Annotated in this window: 14 protein-coding genes; 5 read left to right on the top strand and 9 right to left on the bottom strand. The window is 63.4% G+C overall.

Annotated features, from left to right (window positions below):
* Positions 1 to 121: 121 nt before the first annotated feature.
* From FHY19_RS19375 to FHY19_RS19365, 3 genes are all read right to left on the bottom strand, one after another.
* The gene (locus FHY19_RS19375) at positions 122 to 3,109 is read right to left on the bottom strand and encodes a hypothetical protein (protein WP_259167901.1); all 2,988 of its coding nucleotides are present in this window, start codon (positions 3,107 to 3,109) and stop codon (positions 122 to 124) included.
* On the bottom strand, positions 3,067 to 5,484 hold the full coding sequence (locus FHY19_RS19370; RefSeq protein WP_259167899.1) for a hypothetical protein: 2,418 nt from the start codon (positions 5,482 to 5,484) through the stop codon (positions 3,067 to 3,069). Before FHY19_RS19370 ends, FHY19_RS19375 begins: the two co-directional genes overlap by 43 nt.
* Positions 5,485 to 5,622: 138 nt before the next feature.
* Positions 5,623 to 6,684: a site-specific integrase gene (locus FHY19_RS19365; RefSeq protein ID WP_259167897.1), complete on the bottom strand. Its 1,062-nt coding sequence runs from the start codon at positions 6,682 to 6,684 to the stop codon at positions 5,623 to 5,625.
* Positions 6,685 to 6,806: 122 nt separating this feature from the next.
* On the opposite strand from FHY19_RS19365, the gene FHY19_RS19360 reads away from it, so the two are divergent.
* On the top strand, positions 6,807 to 7,748 hold the full coding sequence (locus FHY19_RS19360; protein WP_259167894.1) for a DNA-binding protein: 942 nt from the start codon (positions 6,807 to 6,809) through the stop codon (positions 7,746 to 7,748).
* Positions 7,749 to 7,986: 238 nt separating this feature from the next.
* Here the strand turns inward: FHY19_RS19360 and FHY19_RS19355 are convergent, their stop codons facing one another.
* Together FHY19_RS19355 and FHY19_RS19350 are read right to left on the bottom strand one after the other, a co-directional pair.
* Positions 7,987 to 8,613: an SMI1/KNR4 family protein gene (locus FHY19_RS19355; RefSeq protein ID WP_259167893.1), complete on the bottom strand. Its 627-nt coding sequence runs from the start codon at positions 8,611 to 8,613 to the stop codon at positions 7,987 to 7,989.
* A gap of 233 nt (positions 8,614 to 8,846) precedes the next feature.
* Positions 8,847 to 9,722 (bottom strand): LysR family transcriptional regulator, encoded by an 876-nt coding sequence (locus tag FHY19_RS19350; protein WP_259167891.1) that lies wholly within the window; start codon positions 9,720 to 9,722, stop codon positions 8,847 to 8,849.
* A 160-nt stretch (positions 9,723 to 9,882) separates the two neighbouring features.
* Between FHY19_RS19350 and FHY19_RS19345 the strand changes: the two genes are divergently transcribed.
* Complete coding sequence (locus tag FHY19_RS19345) at positions 9,883 to 10,752, top strand: NmrA/HSCARG family protein (RefSeq protein ID WP_259167889.1); 870 nt, start codon at positions 9,883 to 9,885, stop codon at positions 10,750 to 10,752.
* 182 nt (positions 10,753 to 10,934) lie between these two features.
* Here the strand turns inward: FHY19_RS19345 and FHY19_RS19340 are convergent, their stop codons facing one another.
* Both FHY19_RS19340 and FHY19_RS19335 read right to left on the bottom strand, forming a co-directional pair.
* Positions 10,935 to 12,758 (bottom strand): transmembrane repetitive protein, encoded by a 1,824-nt coding sequence (locus FHY19_RS19340; RefSeq protein ID WP_259167887.1) that lies wholly within the window; start codon positions 12,756 to 12,758, stop codon positions 10,935 to 10,937.
* A gap of 13 nt (positions 12,759 to 12,771) precedes the next feature.
* Complete coding sequence (locus tag FHY19_RS19335) at positions 12,772 to 13,371, bottom strand: NfuA family Fe-S biogenesis protein (protein WP_228324774.1); 600 nt, start codon at positions 13,369 to 13,371, stop codon at positions 12,772 to 12,774.
* Between the two features lie 88 nt (positions 13,372 to 13,459).
* Here FHY19_RS19335 and FHY19_RS19330 point away from each other — a divergent pair, with 88 nt between their 5' ends.
* From FHY19_RS19330 to zupT, 3 genes are all read left to right on the top strand, one after another.
* A complete protein-coding gene (locus tag FHY19_RS19330) occupies positions 13,460 to 13,816 on the top strand; it encodes a 4a-hydroxytetrahydrobiopterin dehydratase (RefSeq protein ID WP_259149342.1) in 357 nt (118 codons plus the stop codon).
* A complete protein-coding gene (locus FHY19_RS19325; protein ID WP_259167886.1) occupies positions 13,813 to 14,235 on the top strand; it encodes an energy transducer TonB in 423 nt (140 codons plus the stop codon). The genes FHY19_RS19330 and FHY19_RS19325 overlap by 4 nt, the downstream gene beginning before the upstream one ends.
* Before the next feature lie 235 nt (positions 14,236 to 14,470).
* Positions 14,471 to 15,289: a zinc transporter ZupT gene (gene zupT / locus FHY19_RS19320; RefSeq protein ID WP_046963587.1), complete on the top strand. Its 819-nt coding sequence runs from the start codon at positions 14,471 to 14,473 to the stop codon at positions 15,287 to 15,289.
* A gap of 185 nt (positions 15,290 to 15,474) precedes the next feature.
* Here the strand turns inward: zupT and FHY19_RS19315 are convergent, their stop codons facing one another.
* On the bottom strand, positions 15,475 to 16,839 hold the full coding sequence (locus FHY19_RS19315; RefSeq protein ID WP_259167883.1) for a YwqG family protein: 1,365 nt from the start codon (positions 16,837 to 16,839) through the stop codon (positions 15,475 to 15,477).
* Between the two features lie 287 nt (positions 16,840 to 17,126).
* Entirely contained in the window at positions 17,127 to 18,113 is a 987-nt protein-coding gene (locus tag FHY19_RS19310) for an RluA family pseudouridine synthase (RefSeq protein ID WP_259167881.1), read from the bottom strand.
* Positions 18,114 to 18,461: the final 348 nt, after the last annotated feature.

Genomic DNA, 18,461 nt, shown 5'->3' with positions numbered 1-18,461 from the left:
AGGAAGATTTATCGGGGGTAAGCGAGACCAATTCCTCGCACGCGAACGACGGATTTCGCACCACAAGTGGCCGATTTACGCGCAGGGCTGTTAACCGGACGGGCTCGCGCCGTCTCACTATTCACGGCCCTAGACGAATGTCGCGGAAGCCTTCTCCCAGTTGCAGTGCGGCGCTGCGACGGTCGCCCATGTCGATCAGGTGGTCGAGTATCCGAAGGAAGGCCTGCGCCAACGAGAGGTTCATCGGGGCGTCCCGATGTGACAGATGCTGAATGAGGCCGGCGATTCGTGCGCAGAAGAGTGTGCCGCGCCAACCTCGCAGCCCATCAGGGCCCAGTGAAAGGATCTCCAGAACCTGATCCGCGAACGCAGCGGAGGGGTAATGCGCTCGCGACCGTTCGCATAGAGTGAGGTATGCGGCCATTACCGGAACCGCCCAACCCGTCGCACGCACGTACCGGTCCACCAGCGGCATGATTCTCTCAATCTCCGACCAGTCGCCATTGACGTAACGGCTGGCAAGTTCAGCCCGCTCGATTGACACGAACATCAAGCTTTCGACAAACTTGGGTAAATCAAAACCGGACAACTCGCCTGCGCGATAACTGTCCCGCTTAAATGCTCGGTCCGCTAGAAGGCGCGTCAGGCAGAGATCAATCACGGCGACTGCGTCAGCCGGCACGGTATGCGCATCGTAGATGTACCTACAGATATACGAGCTAGCAAATGGGCCCAGCATGGCCCAGCAGTTCTCGCCTTCCAGTTGCAGCATTAGCTCGAGGAAGCGTGGCTGGAGATCCGAAATGGGCATGTAGCCTGCTACGTTACCGATCTGAGACGCGAGGGCGTGCGTCCATTCGAATATGCGCGTGGCCGATCGTCCACGCCGTCCGCGCTCCACCCAAGGCGGCGCGTTCTTCTGGATCGTCCAAGCCAGAACGTCGGCGAGAAAATCGAGCAATGAGTCTCGTGCGTCGCTGTGCAAAATCCCGAACATGGGCGCCCGAGCCAGCACCTCGGCGGCGTACGCGGAGTGCCAGTGGGTGTCAGGTTCGGTCCAGCATTCCTCTGGATTCGTCGCATCGCAAGCTTCGTAATTTTCGTACGATTGCTGTCCGTGCCGCCCTCTAGGTGTAGTTTTTACCCATGCCGGTGGCGGACGTGGGATGGAGGAAAAATCAGTACCGCGGTCGTAATGCAAGCACGCCATGCGCAGCGCTTCCACCGCTAGTGGGGACGGCTCAATGACACCGGTGTGCGGCCGACTGCTCCGGCCGGTTCGCGGCACGTGACACAGCGAGAACGCGAGGAACAGGGCCGCCAACGTCAGCTTCGGGTCAGCGTCCCACAAGTCGCACGCCTCCTTAACTGCGGCCAGCGACACCGCTTCGAGCGGGTGTGCTACCAGGGCTAACAGGTCGCACGGAGCGGCCCGCGTTGCGGTTCCAACGCGCAGGTCCGCGGCGAGGCCGTAGGCAGCGTAGATGCCGTGATGCCAGGGGATCATCGAGCTGGGCAACCACCAAGGATCGCCTTCCTCCTTCAGTCGTACCGCACGATGCAGAACTCCGCGTGCCCATTTCAACTGGTCGTTAGTAGCCCCCGTGCGAAAGGTCAGCGTGACCGCGGCCGTTGACGCCACTGCGCCTCGATGCATGGCGATGGAGTCAGGGCGATCCACCCTCGATCTCCCGAAGAGCTCCGGCACGTCGAACCCTCTAGCCGCCGCTACGGCATCACTGAGGCTCAGTCGGCTGTCGAGCGCATGCTTCTCAAAGGACGTGGATGCCCACCTCCACAGGTTGGCGATCGACAGGTACTGCGTGGCTTGCTCGAGTTTGGCGACGTTCTCCGGCTTGGCGGCGGAGGGGCTGACGTGCACCAAAGCGATATGCTCGTTGTCGGTGCGATAGGCTTGATATGTGGACTCGTCAGCCAGCTCGGCGTACTCTGCCGCCTGCTCGGCGAGTTCACGCTGCACCTCAGGATCCTCACGATCCTCCTCGTACTGATAGGGTAGCCGTTTCGAGAATGCCTCGATGGTGCTGCGCGCTTGCGAGCCAAGCGGCGCCTCGGCGAACACGAACCGAGGCACCATTCCCCGGAGTTCGAGCTTACGAACGGGGCGTGCATTTGCGGTTCGCATTGCGTCCTGATGAGGTCGATCCGATGCGTGTCTGAATCCCATCAGATTGCTGGGCGATAGGTCGCCCGCGAAACGCTGGCGGTCGGCCGTCAGGAGGAGTTGCGACGTGAACAGTGGCAATGTGGTGGCGGATACCGCTTCAGTGTGCAGAGCGAGCATGGCCGCAGTTCCGAGAATCGCGATGCAGTCGTTGCCAGTCACAATCTGCTGAATGAGATCATCGAGGGGTGTGCCGCGTTCGATCTCGCCAAGACACCACTCTTCCAGGGCGAGGAAGCCGCAGCCAATCGCTTTCGGGGCCCATGTTGAGCGGCACCACAGGTATTCGCGATCGCCGCCCCAAAATGTCTGCCTCCCCCATGGGAACGACAGATCCAGCGGCAGCGGCACGCCACGCGACTCGGGGTCGAGACGATGCAACTGCCGCCATGCCGCGATGGCGTGGTTGCACAGCTCACGCAGCAAGCACAAGGCGTGCTGTGGCGACTTGCGAAACAGCGAGGCGAAGGGCTCCCGCAGTGGCGACGGCGGCCAGAAGCTGCGGTAATCGTCGTGGACCGCCAGTTGCTCCCAGTCCGAGGAACTGAACTTGCCGACACTTCGGAAGTGGACAGCGGACCAACTAGCTCTTTCAACACGGCTTAGCGTTCTTGACGGGTCATTCGACATGGCCTGTCGCGCCGCGACCGCGCGATCTTGCTCCGCTTGTTCGCGCGCAACGCGGTCTTCCGGTAGCTCTTCACGCAGATGTGCCAAAGCCAGTTCGACAAGCCGATGCGGTAACGACTGGGCCAAGCGCGGTGAAAACACAACTATGTCTTCAAAGGCGTCGGAACGAATGCGGCGCGAGGCAATCGCGCGTAGCAGGAGGGCGTCCGCGATGCTCGGCTCGTCGAGCGATGAGCGTAGTACGAGCTGGATCAGCGACGTTCGAAACGCACCAGGTCTTGCACCTTCTCCCAAAAGGCCGAATTCTCGTCGGGGCCGCTGGCTTCGCTAATCGCGTCCAGAGCCGCGAGCCATTGATCGCACTGTTCAAGCAGGCGCCGCGAGATGGGGTTGGAGTAGCCATCGAAAGCGTTCTGCCAGAGCTCGAATACGGCGAGCACGACCGGGTACAGCGTCTGAGGAATCGTTGGTATCCGCGCCAACAGGAACACGAGCAAGCGCCGCGCTGCTGCAAGATCGGAGGGCCAGCCTAGAAGGTCAGCGACACGCTGGCGCCGATCGTCCGGAAGCTTGCCGGCGAGGACGGCGGGGTTCGGCGTCGTCTTCTCGGCCTGGAACCAGACGAGGGCCTTGTGCATCAAGGCAAAGTCGTTCTTGGAAACCACCGCCCAGTAGGGAGCCGCGTCCGTCTCGAAGGCGGCGGTGCCCAATGGCGCCAGCAGCCAGGCCCGGGTCCACTGGGCACGTAGATCCGAGGCTCGCGTCTGCTCGAGGTAAGCGACCCAGGCGTCGCCGTGGCTGTATTCCCATTGCGAGGCTAGCTCGACGACGCGCGCAACCGCGGGCGGTTCGCCGGCGGCGCGGATGGCGTCGATCCAGTCCGGACCCAGCTCCGCCAGCACATGGAAGAATGCCCATTCGAAGAAGATGTCATGGGCAAACTGGACGCTGATGCCGTGCCGCGCATGTTGAAGGATGCCATCGGCGCGGAGCTCTTCGACGTAGTTGGTCGACTGGAGCTCACCCAGCCGGATCGGCCGACTGAGCTCCTTGGCGCGCGCACGTGCAAGGCCGAGCAAGGCGCGCTGGCGTTCAAGCGCGGTTTGCCCGGATGCGTTGTAGCCGCCGCGCCTCCACCAGTGCTCGATCAGGTCGATCTCGGACCGGGGGGCAAACTCGGGCCCGCCGGGTGCGGCGGCAAAGGTCTGGTCGAGCACTTTGGCAAAGAAGGGGCGACGGACGATCTCACGCACGGCGTCCGCCCCGAATAGAAGCGAACGCAGTTGCGGCTTGGCCTCGGCGAGCGCATCGGCCTCGGCTTCGCTCAGCGCACCGACCGTGAGCGTTTCGACCGTGAGGGCGGCTAACGCCTCGCCGAGCCAAGTGCGCAACACCTCGATGCCGGTGTCGCGCAAGGAGGCGACGACGCGCCAATGTGCCAGCTCCAGCGATGTCGCGATGGTCTGGATAAGTTGCACGAAGACAGGTTGCTGCGCTGTGGCGACCCGGTCGATCGCGTCAATGAACAGCGTGGGCGTGCCCACCACGCCGACCTCAACCAGCAGCCGCTCCAAACTCGTCCCCGACAGCCCCTGAGAGACCGCATACCCGTTCCAGCTGACGGTGTCGACCTGTTCGGCTTTGAGGAAGAGCACCGGCCCTTGCGCGAGCGAACGCTGTACCGCCTGTTTCACCACCGCCGATTTTCCGCTGCCCGGCAGGCCGCGTACCTGCACGAACCTGGCGTCCACCAACTTGGCGTCGAGTGCTTGCAAATAGGTGCTTCGGTCGATCCGGGCACCACCGATGTCGTCAACGATCAGGTTAGCCTGGCTGCGGGCCAACTCGGTGAGCCGGCCGAGGTCTGCTTGCAGGGACGGCGCGGCCTGCAGCCGAATCAGCGGCACGAGCTCGCGGACCAGACGTGCGCGATCGAACTGGCCAGAGGTCCCGGCCGCAGCACGGGCCAGTTCGACCAAGCGCGACCACACCATCGGGGCTTCTCCGGCCGATTCGGGCGCCAGGCTGTTGCGGATGAGATTGATCGCCAGTGGCGGATCCACCGAACCTTCGCGCAGGAAGTCGAATTGGACCAGGACAAAGTGAGCCAAGAATCGATGCAGCTGCTCGCTGTTGCAGGCGGTTGTGTTCACCGCTGCAAGTAACTGCTCAATGCTGGTTCTGACCTTCCGGTGGTCCTTGCTTGCACTTCCCTCCGGCGCAAATCGCGCGTCGAAGTGGTCGGCCGTCAAGCTTTCGCGCGCCCACTCGCAGATGGTCTTCAAAGCGCGGCCCGGAACGAGGGCGACTTCGCCGATGGCGGCGCCGTAGCGATCGGTGTTGGAGCGGAAGTTAGGCTTGTGCAGCGTCGCCCAAGCGTCGCGAATAATGTCTCGAAAGTCCGCATTAGTGGCGGCAGCGCTGATGGTCAGCGAACGCTTGACCTGCAGGCTAAGGCGGGCGATCCGCCCGTCCGCATCGGCAAAGTCGACAATCACATCGTCTAGCGGCTCTCCGAAATCGCGCTGTTGGACGGAGACGCGAACTACGGTGTGGTCATCGATTCCAGGGGCGTAAGCCTCGGCCAGCAACGCCGCCAAGTAGTATGCGGCCGCGTCGCCCTCGTACGTGAACCCTTCACCGCCGGCAAGTTCTGGAGATTGCGGCATATCCAACAGATCCTTTGTTGTCCACTTTTCGATTGCGTCAGAAGCACTAAGCTAACCTAACCGGCGAGGTCAGGCCGCACGCATTGCGCTATAACTCAATTCGAGTAAAGGCATTTCAACAAATTCTGCCTGCAGTCTTTACTTCAACAGCCGTGCAGCCGGATTGTCCTCAGCTGCGCCAGCTTGAAAGTACCCAATCACGCTCGCCACCGATCGGTGCTCGGTCATAGCCATCACTGCTGCGAGTAAAACCCCTTGCTTGCCCGCCTCGGTCACGAACCCCGACCGCAGGCTGTGCGCCCCAAAGTCCCCCTCCAAGCCCGCCAAACGAGCCCGCTTCTTAACTATGGCAGCTATGGAGCCTGGGAGAAGAGTAGGGCCGACCCGCCCCTTCCAGATACGCCGGAAGATCGCCCCCTCGCTGATTCCCGCCGCATCAAGCCAGGCCCCGAGTGCTTCGGCGCTGCGCCCCAAGATCGGCTTGTCCGGCGTCGAATCTGCTTTCACCCCCGCCTGTTGCGTCTTCGAGTACTCCAGCCGGTAGATGTAGCCATCGTCGCCCACCTTGCGGAGGTCGCGCATGTCCGCGGCGGCGATCTCGCTGCGCCGTCGCCCGCCACTGGCAAAGCCAAAGCAGAGCAGGGCACGGTCACGCAGCCCTTCCAAACTGTCGTCACAGGTCGCCAGCATGGCCTCGAGCTCAGGGCGTGTGATGGCGGTCTTCTTGGTCGGTCGCTCACCGCGTTTGACTGAGGCTCGGCGAGCGCGGCTCAGCAGCGTCCTGACACTGGGCAACTCGCACGGGTTGGCCAAGCGTTTGAGCTTGTGCGCCGTAGACAGCACCGCCACACGCTGGACCACCGTCGACAGCTTTAACGGCCCGACCTTGGCTTTGAGGCGGGCGGCCACCAACGTCTGGTCAATCGCCGGCGGCAGCTCGCTGACCAGGCCTGTCTTGTTCTTGCGCTGAATGTGGTCGACCAAGAACTGGATGACCATGGCCTCGCCCGTCGGCAAGGTCAGTTCGACGCCATAACGGGCCTGGTGCCAGCCGGCCCAGTAGCGCAGAGCGGTGGCGTAGCTGCGAGTGGTGTTGGCGGCGGCCGCTTCGGCAAGTAGTTCGCGCACCGCCTCGGCAGCCTGCTGGGCCAGCTGCTCCGGCAGTACCAGATGAGTGGCCGTCGCCGGCGGAGAGGGCAATGTGCTATTTTTTTCATACTATGTAATAAATGTTATGAAATAGGGTGTGTTCTCGCGATAATCATCACTTATCGCGAGTACGTCAACTGCAGGGCAGGGTGGCAACACGGGAGACAGTTTCAATGGCCAGAGGCATCACCGAATCCGACGTGCACGTCGCTGCTGATGCGCTCGTTGCAGATGGCGAACGCCCTACGGTTGAGCGTATCCGCGCCTATCTGGGTACAGGGTCACCAAACACAGTCGTGCGTTGGCTAGAGACTTGGTGGCAGGGTTTGGGGGCTCGCTTGGCAACGGACCGTCAGGTCCGGATCACCACAGCCAACGTGCCTGAAGCCGTCGCGGCTCTGGCAGGGCAGTGGTGGACGTTGGCACTGGACCACTCCCGAACGCAGGCCGATGAGGCAATGGCTTCTGATCGTGCATCCCTCTTAGATGCCCGAGAAACGTTGGAGCGAGATCGGCTCGCTATGCAGGCCGAGCTTGCCCGACTAGAAGGCTTGACCCGCGCTGCTCAGCAAGCCGAACAACTCGCCGCCGCACGGACGTCCGAGTTAGAGCGCTTTGTCGAGCAGCTGCAGCGTCAGATGGCCGAACTTAGCCAGCAGCGTGACGCCTCAGCTTTGCGCGCCCTCGGCGCAGAAAGCGCCAATGAAATGCTGCGTATCCAACTCCAGGAATTGCAGGATGCGGCGCGTGCCGAGCGCGACACATTGACCCAACACATGCGTGCCACCGAGGACCGGGCACATGCGGAGATCGATCATGCGCGTCAGGAATCAAAGCAGGCCAAGCAGCAGCTAGCGACCAGCCAGCGAGAGGCGGCGCTTGCGAAGCGCGGATTTGAGGAAGCGCTAGAGCGCGCACAAGGCAATGTTTCCGAGCTCCGCCAAGACCTCACGATCCAGCAAGCGCGCGCCGATGCACTTGAGGCACAACTGATTAAATTGAACGATCTGCCGGCAGCACTCGAAGCAGCCTGGCAGCAACATGTTGGACAGAGTCAGCCTAAGCATCCCAAACCTCTGCGCTCTAAGCGAAGTCGCGGCAAGGTGGCTCCCTGATGACAAGCAAGGCATGGTGTCGTGCTGACTACGCGGTGAGCACCAAGGTTTACTTAGGATCTTGTCCCGTGGGAGAGAAAAAGTCCTTAAAAATCAATGCGGGGCACGATCCGAGCAAAAAGGACACGAATTTAAAAAACTGACAGCAAACGGCCCCGAACGGCCTTTCCGACGCCTCCGGCGTACTTCGCATAATGTATATTATGTAAGAACACATCCAGAGCCAGGCCACAGAAGGCTAATAAACTTCACCCACCAACCGCCCCACATAAGCCCACGTCGGTGAGCTGTACCAGTTGCAGACATCGATCTCGCGTGTCGCGTGCAACCACTGCACACCGTCTTCCAGTGCATCGGCTGCCAGCGTGTATCTGCCTTCGGCCAGGTCGCTCTCGAATTCTTGGGCAAATTCGCTCATCAAGGGCGCCAGCAGCAACGCAACAGCATGCTCGCTGTCGAGAAAGACAATTTGCCCAGGAGTACCGCCAACCTCTGGAATCAGGTCGACACACAGGTGGCATCGGGCAAAATCGGTCCCGATGACAATGCGCTGCCGGCCCATCGTCATCACCGGCCGAATTCCTTGGTCCGCAAAGCGCGCTGCGACGGATTCGGTGTTCTGATCGCGCTTCACCGCACCCAGCACTTCATCCACGCTCATCAATGAAAATGCGCGCGCAAAGTTGGCTGTTGCATCAGGGTCCAGTCCCGCGCTTTCGCGGTACAACGCAGCCAGGTCCGCGGGCACTGGTTGGCCAAGCGCCGATTCCAGAGCGGCAAGTTGTACTTCGCTGGCCGGAGGCAGCAGCGCGTTGGCGATGTCGGGCGCTATGCGTCGTAACTGTGCGCGAATCCCTTCAAACATCACGGTGCACCTCGTTCCTTCAACGGCTCACGAGTGTAGCGCGCGCGTATTGGCCGCTGCGTTGGCTAGCGGCGGCCGGGTTCAATCGGTCCGGTCATCGCCTTTCATTGAAGCTGCTGACACCAGCCAACCGTTGACTTGGCGGGCATGCGGTACACGTCAAGCGCATGAATCAGCAGCGAGAACTCGGCAATGCACGGCGCAACTACCCTGCCCCATGGACGTTGCCCTGTTTACGCATCCAGCACCAGTGCCGCATCCGGATATCGGGCGCACATGAAATCGACGAAGGCCCGCACCTTCGGTGCAGCCAGTCGCCTGGAGGTATGCAAGACCCAAAGCGATGGTTCCATGCCCGGGATCGTTCCCCATTGCACCAACGCGCCGCGTGCAAGTTGAGTGCCTGCAATCGACTGTGGAATCAGCGCCACGCCGGCGCCGGCAACGACCGCATCGCGCACCATCAATAGCGAGGAGAACCGAAGCTTCGGTATGGGCTCGAGCATCAGGCGGCCGCCGTCGAGCGACCAGGTGGTCGGCTGGAAATTCGTCGTTACCACACCGGGCACCTGTGTCACTGCACCAGCGCACGGTATCGCGATGCTTGGTGCTGCCACGACAACCAGCCGATCCTTCGCGAAGCACCGGCCGACCAGGCGGCTATCCGGATCGGGATTGATCCGGATGGCCGCATCGAACTGCTCTTCGACCAGGTCGACGATGCGGTCTTCGGCCACCACCTCCAGCGTGATCTCCGGATAGGCGGCACAGAACTCGGCACCAAGCCGCCCCATCGCCAGTTGCGAAAACAGGACTGGCGCCGCCACCCGCAACCTGCCGCGCGGCGTGGACAGTCCCTCGCGTGCAGCAGCCATCGCCTCGGCCACTTCGTTCAACGGTGCTTCGGTGCGATCCATCAGCACCTGCCCGGCTTCGGTCAGCCTGAGCCCGCGTGCGCTGCGCTCCACAAGCCGCACGCCGAGTTGTTCCTCAAGTTCGGCGATACGGCGCGACAACGTCGCCTTTGACCGACCACTGGCACGGCTGGCCTTGCCCAGGCCCTGGTTTGCGGCGACCAGCGAAAAATCGATCAGGGCATTCAGATCCATGGTGTTTCACATTTGAAACCGGGTGTCTGAATTCTGGAGTCTTCGTATCGGATTCGCAACGACATAGAGTCTGTTCACCGCAACGCCAACGCGATGCGCCGGCAACACCCCAGCAGCGCATCCGCACTGTTCGTCCTTCATCCACAGCAGGAGATTCACCATGAGCATTCTCGTTATCGGCGCCACCGGCACCGTCGGTTCGTTGGTCACCGAAGGCCTGGCCACTGCAGGTGCACAGGTCAAGGCGCTGGTTCGCCAGCCGGGCAAACGCAACTTCCCCAAGGGGATCACCGAGGTCGTCGCCGACCTTACCGATGTGGGCTCGATGCGCGCGGCACTGGCATCGGTGCGCACCCTGTTCCTGTTGAACGCCGTGACCCCCGACGAAGTGACGCAGGCGTTGATCGCCTTGAATCTGGCCCAGGAAGCCGGGATCGAGCGCATCGTGTATCTGTCGGTGATTCATGCCGACAAGTACACCAACGTGCCCCACTTCACTGGCAAGCACACTGTCGAACGCATGATCGAAAGCCTGGATATTCCGGCCACGATTCTGCGTCCTGCCTACTTCATGCAGAACGACACCCTGATCCGGCAGACCATTCAGGACTACGGCATCTATCCAATGCCGATCGGCGCAGCAGGTGTGGCCATGATCGATGCCCGCGATATCGCCGACATCGCCGTAGCCGAGTTGCTGCGACGCGACCGCGCTACCGGCCCACTACCGCGGCTCACGCTCGATCTGGTTGGCCCGCAGGCCGTCACAGGCGCGTCTGCGGCGCAGATCTGGAGCACGGTCCTCGGACGCGAGATCGCCTACGCTGGCGACGATGTGGCGGCCTTCGAAGCGCAGATGGCGGCATACAGCCCCTCATGGCTGGCCTACGACCTGCGCCTGATGCTGGCCGGTATCCAGACCATTGGCATGCGGGCGGATGACAACGCTACGCAGAACCTGGAAGCCATCCTGGGTCGCCCGCTGCGGACCTACGAGCACTTCGTTCGCGAAGCCATCGCGACAACGTGAGTGCGGTTTACGCTGCACGCGCGGGTTCATCGCGCATGCTGTGCCACGACGATTGCGCGGCCGATGCAGTGTGCTGCGGGACCAAGACCATCACCGCACGTCACCGGCAATGCGCAAGAACAGTGCCCTGCTCTCTCTGGCCGCCGTCGATGCCGGCCATCCGGCAAGGCGATCATTCGCCATCACCGCACCGCTCCGTTGTCTTCCTGCAACTCGCGCTTGAACGGCACATCCGGCGGCGGCCTGGCGGTGGCGGGTTGATCGTTGAGGTTGGGGTCGCTCAGGCCGCAGCCGCCGCCGAACTGCAACAGCGACACCACGCAGCTGATCTTGGTGGTGGTGCCTGGGATCGGGATCTCGATCTTCTTCAGGCCGCGGCGCACCCATTCCTGCAACAGCGACTGGTTCGGCATCCAGTACTTGTCCAGCGAAGTCGGCGTATAGCCGTACGGCGGACGCTTGAGCCAGGTGCCGCCCTGGGCGATCTGGTCGCGGGTCCAGGTGTCGGTGTCGCTGCCGGGCGGCCCGCGATCGCCGGCTCCCGTGCCGGCCTCGCCCGCTCCCGCCACCCGCACGCTGCCGTCGCTGTTGAACACGCCATCGCGCCGGCCGTTGCCGCCTGTGGTCTCCCCCCGACGGTTGCGGTCGGATTTGCTCCAGTCGTCGGCATTGGCAGCGACGTCCCAACCGCCGCTCCGGTCCGCAGGCGCTGGACCGGCGGCGGGATTGGAGGCCGGCCTGGAGGGCGAAGAGGCTGCAGCAGTGCTGTTGCTGGACTGCTGGGATTTTGCCGGGGACGCCGCTGTCTGCGACACGGAGGCAGCGGATGGCGGCTGCGGAACAGTAGCGTTCGCTGCCGACGTGGGCGATGCGGCAGTCGCTGCAGCAGTCGGCGTGGACGGCGCGATGGGCGCCGGCGCCGGCGCCGGCGTCGGCGTCGGCACTGGATCCGGCACGTTGGGCAATTCCGTGGTGCGCACTGCCACCTCGGGCATACGCACGCTTGGAGTGACTTCCCTCGGACGCATCACCGGTGCCGCAACCTGCGGCCGGTCCGGCACCACGACTTCGCGCTCGCGCACCGCAGGCGCGTCGGTAGGTCGCACGGCCACGGCTGCAGCCGGACGCTGCAACTCGCGCAGCTGCGGCCGGTCGGTCACCGTCTGGATCTCGCGTTGACGCACCTCAACCTGCGGCGCCGTCGGCGTCATCGCCCGGGGCGCCACGGTAACGCTGGGAGGTGGAGGAACCACAAATTCGTTGGTGGCGACCGCTGTGTCGGTCACCTGCAGCGGCGATTCGATGGTCACCGGCGGTACCTGCACCGTCACTTGCGGTACGTCGGGTGTCACCGGTTCGCTGGCAGCGGCGGGTACCGGCTCGGGAGCGATGTCCTGGGCCTGCGCAGTGCTGGTGGCGTCGACGGGCGCCGCAGCAGCAGGCGGCGGTGCCGACGAGGGTGTGGTCGGCTCTGACCACTCTCCAGGCGCCGCACCGGCCTGCTGCGCGGTAGCCGCATCGGCAGACGCCGCCTGTGCTGCCGCAGAAGGTTCTGCCTGCCCGCCCCCCTGCTCCGCCGCGCCGTCGCCGATAAAGGTCATGCGCACGCGCGATTCATCGCCGGGTTTGGTGTCGTCCGGCGCCCAGCGCACGGTGACTACCCAGATCAGCAGCGCAATGAAGCCGAGATGGATCAGCAAACTGCCCAGCATCGCGAGCCAGTGCTGGCGCCGCTGATCGGTCGGGCGCGGCTCCCAATGCTGCCACCACAGGCTGCGAAATGCCTGGAACGGCGTCAATAGCGCTGCGGCAGCTTCGCTTTGCGCGACGGACGGACGTGCCAACAGCACATCCATCACCTGGTCGTCGTTGAACGGTGCCACCGCGTCGTCGCGATTGCGCATCCAGATGGCCCAGCCATACGGCAGGCCGGTGCGCCGATCCAGAATGAGCTTGCCCGGCATGCGCGCGCGCAGCGCCTGCAGCAGATCGGCAGCCGTTGTCACCGGTGACGCGGAATCAGGCCGCGCTGTCGCGCGGAATGTAGGGCGCGTCGCCGGTGGCGTGGTCGGTGGCATCGCGGACTGCGATCACGCCGGGCACGCGTCCCATCAATGTCTTTTCGATGCCCTGCTTCAGCGTGACATCGGCCATGCCGCAGCCGTGACAGCCACCGCCAAAACGCAGCAGCACCACCCCGTCGGCCGAAACTTCCTGCACGGCCACACGTCCACCGTGCGAGGCCAGCTGCGGGTTGATCTCGTTTTCCACCACCCAGCGCACGCGCTCCACCATCGACGCCGAATCGGCCGGCGCTTCGCCCTTGATCTTGGGCGCCTTGATGGTCAGTTGCTGGTTGCCGGTGGACTGGGTGACGTAGTCGATCTCGGCACCATCCACCCACGGCACGCTGGCTGCGGCCACATATAACGTGAAGCCGTCGCAGTCGATGGCCCACTCGTCGCCGCTCAGGTCCGCAGGCTCTGCGAACTCGAGCCTGGCGTCCGCGCGAGGGGTGCCCGGGTCCACCGCACTCAGGCGCACGCCCATGCCGGGCACGCCTTCGCGTTCGATGAGCTTGCGGAAATAGGTTTGGGCTTTGTCGGATATCTGGATCATGCGGGTTATTCTACCGCTCAAAGCGCCCTCGCTCATGGAACACCGTGATCCTGGTGGGTGCGCCGTCCGCCACCCCTGCGAGACCGTCATGACCGATCTGATTCCCCTGGAGCAGGCCCATTGCCTTCCGCGCAAGGGCAGCGACCACAAGCTTGGCGAGGCCCGCCTGGCCGAGCTGCTGCCGCAGGTACCCGGCTGGGAGCTGGCCGAGGCCGGCACGGCCATCACGCGCACGTTCCGCTTTGCGGACTATTACCGCACCCTCGCCTTCGTCAATGCGCTGGCCTGGATTGCCCATCGCGAGGATCACCACCCCGACCTGGGCGTGCACTACGACCGGGTGGTGGTGCGTTATTCCACCCACGATGTGGGCGGGCTGAGCGAAAACGACTTCATCTGCGCGGCCAAGACCGCGCAACTCTACGATCTGGGAGTCACTGCATGACCATTTCTCGCGCCGCCCTCGCCGGCCTGTGCCTGGCGGCCGGCCTCAGCGGCTGTGGCAAGTCGCCGCAACAGGCTTCCGCGCCGGCGGTGGCCCCCACCGAACTGGCCGCAGTGAAGACGCCGCCGCCGGAGTACGCACCGGAGCTGGCCTGCGCCGGGGTCGGTGGCACCACCGTGCTCAGGGTCATCGTCGGTACCGAAGGCACTCCTACCGATGTGGCGGTGACCCAGAGCAGTGGCCAGCCGGTGCTGGACGAGGCCGCACAAAAGCGCGTGCGCGAATGGAAGTTCAAGGCGGCCACCCGCAACGGCCAGGCGGTGCCGCAGACCATCCAGGTGCCGGTCGCCTTCAAGCCGCCGGTACCGCGTCCGGACGAATGCTTCGCCATCGAAGAACGCGCACGCCGCGGCGGCTGAGCGTAATCGTCAGCGTGCCGTTGTGGCTGTGAGCGACGGCGGACAAGCCGCTCGCTGCCGCGATGCGCCGCTGATCGACACCGGTCGCACTGGTCGGTGGTTGCGCCTGAACACGCGGTCGCCTTCGACACCACGCCCTCGTCATCCCGGCATGGCCATCCTGCTGCCGTCAGTGGTCGCGTGATTGAGCTGACGACCGCAAGATCGCTCCCATTCCACGAGGTCGTCGCGTCGCATGCTTGAGGTGTCATCACACAACGTCTGGATCGCGCTGGCAGTCACCCTGGCCGCGGGACTCGCCACCGGCCTCGGCAGCCTGATGGTGGTGTTCGCCAAAAAACCCAACCCGCGCCTGTTGGCGTTCGGGCTGGCATTTGCCGGTGGCGCGATGGTGTACGTCTCGTTGTCGGAGATCCTCAACAAGTCGATCGCTGCGTTTTCCAACGCCTACAACGACAAGCTGGGCTTTACCTTTGGCACGCTGACCTTTCTGGGCGGCATGCTGTTGATCATGGTGATCGACCGCCTGGTACCCAATCCGCACCAGAGCCTGTCCACCGACGACCCGCTATTCCGCGATGACAACCGCGCCTACATCCGCCGCGTCGGCCTGATGACCGCCATCGCGATCACTGCACACAATTTTCCCGAGGGACTGGCGACGTTCTTCGCCACGCTGGAAAGCCCGGCTGTGGGCATGCCGCTGGCGTTTGCCATCGCCATTCACAACATTCCCGAAGGCATCGCGATCGCAGTGCCGGTGTACTTCGCCACGCGCAACAAGTTGTATGCCTTCGGTGCCAGCCTGCTGAGCGGCCTGGCCGAACCGATCGGCGCCGGCATCGGCTATCTGGCCCTGTCCAACGTGTTGTCCGAGGCTGTGTTCGGCACGGTGTTCGGGCTGATCTCCGGCGTAATGGTGTTCCTGGCACTGGACGAACTGCTGCCGGCGGCCAAGCGCTACGCAAAAGGCCATGAAACCGTCTACGGTTTGGTTTCGGGCATGGGCACCTTGGCGATCAGCCTGGTGCTGTTCCGCTTCGCGGCGCCCTAGAGCAACCTTTACCGACCAGGGCGGACATGGGAACGATGCCGCTTGCAAGTGCGGCAAGCAGGTGCTCGGGAACAGCACCGTGAGCTCGAACCGAACCAGGCAGGCTTAGCGTGATGGCCCAAGCCTGCGTCCCTGCACGGCCAATCCATCCCGCCCGAAAGGCAGCCATTGCGCTTGGGCCGTCGCTAATGCCCCTGCACCACCGCTGCCACACGCTCGAAATTGCGGGCGTCCAGATCTTCCCTGGCGATCCAGAAAGTCGCTTGACCACAATCCCCGAACTTGAGGTCTATGGCAGGGTCCCATCCGAGTTGCAACAGACAGACGAGATCTCCTTCAATATCAGGCATGCAGCCCTGCAGCAGCGGAACATGCCCCAGCATCTGGTGGACGTTCACCTCGGCGCAACGCCTCCGGCCATCGGGGTGATAGCGATGGCTTTCCGCATACGGCAAGTGCTGGCCCTCCAGATCCCGGTACAGCCAGGCTGGAATCAACGGAATCACCTCCGGCATGCTGGCAATGTATGCCACCGTGGCCAGCAGCCCGTCTGTAAAGGCACTCCCCATGGTGACGTCGGTGAGCGTCACGCCATCGGGTTCGTCCCCTATCTGGTCAAGGATCCACGTTCTGAACTCCTGCCTGGTCGCTTCATCAGGCACGCTTTCCCACCCGAGACGGCTTGCGCGCTCCACCCACTCCAGTACATCAGGATGCGCGACAAAGTGACTGGTTTTTCTGCTGCGGGCATTACCTATGGTTCGCGCCAGGCGGTCGATGAGGATGCCGACCTGCGGGAAATCGCCCTGGTAACCCAGCCATTGGGCAGGAAACTTCCACGATCCGGACCGCGGCCGTTCCCAATGAAAGACAGCGTCAGCTTTGGGCATCAGCCCCGTCGCTGCTACCGCCGCTCCCAATCGTAGTTCCGACCACCGTTGCAGGTAGGCGTCCGGGTCGAGCTCCGGTGTTGCTTCCTGCACAAACATCTGCTCTGGCCAAGTGTCCATTCGCCGCGCGACCAAGGGCCACTGCACCTGCAGTCGCGGGCCACGCTCACCAGGCAACAGCCAGCCAGGTTCCGAATACGGACTGTCTGCTGCGTTGACGTCCCGAATGGGACGCAACTGCTCCGGGGCCTGGCGCTCCGGCTGCTGCTCTGGCACGTGCTCTGCATAAAGCACCCTGACACGATCCTGGGGAGTGTCGGTATCCCAGATCTGTTCTTCGTCGTTCACGGCGAAGAAGAACAACATACCTTGCCGAGGCATCGACGAATCGACGCGCGGCAATTCCGCACAGTCGATTTGCGCAATGAAATGCATGGGCACCGACTCACCGTAGCTCTCGCCCACCGGCCATTGGAGCCCTTGCGGCAGCTGCGGCAAGCCGTCTAGACGGCTGCGTACACGTGGGAATGCGGTTGGAGGGTAAATCCGCTGCAGAACGATGCCTGGTTTGCAGTGTTTGTCGAAACACGCATCAAGCTCGACTTCCGCTTGATGGTCGCGCAAGCTCGCGTCGTAAAGGGAACGCGCTTTCACTTCCATTGGATTGGTTCTCCATGCCGCAACGCGTAAGGACCCAGAATTCACAGCTCTTTAGCCTGCGAGATCAGCTGTTTGGCTCAGGCTCCGTACTTCAAGCGCCGCCCTAGCCCAAAGATGCACTTACCAACGCAAACGCATACGTAGCGCATGGGCGGATTCGTATCGCCATATGGGCTTCCCACGCTGGGCGTTGGCCCATCACATCGCCACTGTTAAGAACTCCCACAAGGCTTGGCAGGACAGCAGGGTGTTGGGCCTGACTTGGTCATCGTGCCACGGCAGCCACGTCAACGCCCCAGCCGATCCAGCGCCTCGGCCAGCTCCGGAGCCAGTGGCGCGCTCAGCACGTAGGGCGTCTTGCCGGCATCCAAAGCAAATTCCAGCGAAGCCGCATGCAGGAACAGCCGCTTCAGCCCGAGTTGCTCGCGTAGGCGCTTGTTGACCTCGGCCTCGCCATATTTATCGTCACCGGCCACCGGGTGACCCAGATGCTGTGCATGCACGCGAATCTGGTGGGTGCGGCCGGTTTCGATGCGGACTTCGCAATACGAGTGCCCGCCGCGTCGTTCGAGCAATTTGAAATGGCTCAGCGACGGCTTGCCGATCGCATTGACCTGCACATGCCGCTCGCCGCCCTGGCGCAGGCCGATGTGCAGCGGCGCGTCCACCGTCATCACGCCGTCCGGCATCCGCCCCACCAGCAAGGTCAGGTAGCGCTTGGTAATGCCGCGCCCCTCGACGCGGTCGTCCTCGCGCATCAGCGCCTGCAACTCGGTCAGCGCCGAGCGCTTCTTGGCCACGATCAATAGGCCGGATGTATCGCGATCGAGCCGGTGCACCAGTTCCAGGGTCTGGTTCGGGCGGAGTGCGCGCAAGGTCTCGATCGCGCCAAAGCTGATCCCGCTGCCGCCATGACTGGCCACACCGGATGGCTTGTTGAGCGCCAACAGGCGCGCGTCCTCGAACACGATCGCCGCTTCCAGCCGCGCCAGGAACGAGGACGGCGGCGCAGCCTTGTCGCCTTCCTCGTTGACGCGCACCGGGGGAATACGCACTTCCTCGCCGCCTTCGAGCTTGCGCTCGGCCTTGGCACGCCCGCCATTCACACGCACCTGGCCGCTGCGGACCAGCTTGTAGATCAGGCTGCGTGGCGCCCCCTTGAGCTGTCCCAGCAGGAAATTGTCCAGCCGCTGCCCAGCGCGGTCTTCCGGAACTTTGAGAATGCGCACGCCCACACGGTCGGCAGGCGGCTTGGGGGGCTGGGGGTCGGTCATCCGGCTCTTTATTCTGTTACACTCGGCGAGCGAGATAAGGGTTTGATTTCGTTGGAAGTTGATTGGCCAGAAGCCTGCCTTCCGATGATTCCGGCACAGTGCGCGACCACCGCCCCCGGGGCGGCCATGTTAGCGGCTCACCGGCCTACCCGGCCATCGCCAGCGGTTTTTGACCGTTGCGCTGAACATGTCCCGTGCGCTGTCCCGGTCCGTCCGGACGCGGCTGCCGGCCCTGAAACACCTATAAAACTTAAAGACAAGCGCTCCCGCGGCCTGCCGTGGTGTTGCAGCGCTGGAAACCCTGGTCAGGCCTGTCCGCGCGTTGCGCGAAGGGCCGACAAGCTGTTC

Origin of the sequence: Xanthomonas sp. 4461, from assembly GCF_024806475.1 — a bacterium.
GTDB lineage: Bacteria > Pseudomonadota > Gammaproteobacteria > Xanthomonadales > Xanthomonadaceae > Xanthomonas > Xanthomonas arboricola_F.
Note: the sequence above shows the minus strand (reverse complement) of the source record. Positions and strands in the feature narration are given on the sequence as shown.

Excerpts from the sequence above, each read along its gene's own strand:
- FHY19_RS19325 (WP_259167886.1), top strand. The coding sequence starts at position 13,813 with ATGACCATTTCTCGCGCCGCCCTCGCCGGCCTGTGCCTGGCGGCCGGC.
- FHY19_RS19370 (WP_259167899.1), bottom strand. The coding sequence starts at position 5,484 with ATGCCGCAATCTCCAGAACTTGCCGGCGGTGAAGGGTTCACGTACGAG.
- FHY19_RS19315 (WP_259167883.1), bottom strand. The coding sequence starts at position 16,839 with ATGGAAGTGAAAGCGCGTTCCCTTTACGACGCGAGCTTGCGCGACCAT.
- zupT (WP_046963587.1), top strand. The coding sequence starts at position 14,471 with ATGCTTGAGGTGTCATCACACAACGTCTGGATCGCGCTGGCAGTCACC.
- FHY19_RS19360 (WP_259167894.1), top strand. The coding sequence starts at position 6,807 with ATGGCCAGAGGCATCACCGAATCCGACGTGCACGTCGCTGCTGATGCG.
- FHY19_RS19310 (WP_259167881.1), bottom strand. The coding sequence starts at position 18,113 with ATGACCGACCCCCAGCCCCCCAAGCCGCCTGCCGACCGTGTGGGCGTG.
- FHY19_RS19350 (WP_259167891.1), bottom strand. The coding sequence starts at position 9,722 with ATGGATCTGAATGCCCTGATCGATTTTTCGCTGGTCGCCGCAAACCAG.
- FHY19_RS19335 (WP_228324774.1), bottom strand. The coding sequence starts at position 13,371 with ATGATCCAGATATCCGACAAAGCCCAAACCTATTTCCGCAAGCTCATC.
- FHY19_RS19355 (WP_259167893.1), bottom strand. The coding sequence starts at position 8,613 with ATGTTTGAAGGGATTCGCGCACAGTTACGACGCATAGCGCCCGACATC.
- FHY19_RS19345 (WP_259167889.1), top strand. The coding sequence starts at position 9,883 with ATGAGCATTCTCGTTATCGGCGCCACCGGCACCGTCGGTTCGTTGGTC.
- FHY19_RS19330 (WP_259149342.1), top strand. The coding sequence starts at position 13,460 with ATGACCGATCTGATTCCCCTGGAGCAGGCCCATTGCCTTCCGCGCAAG.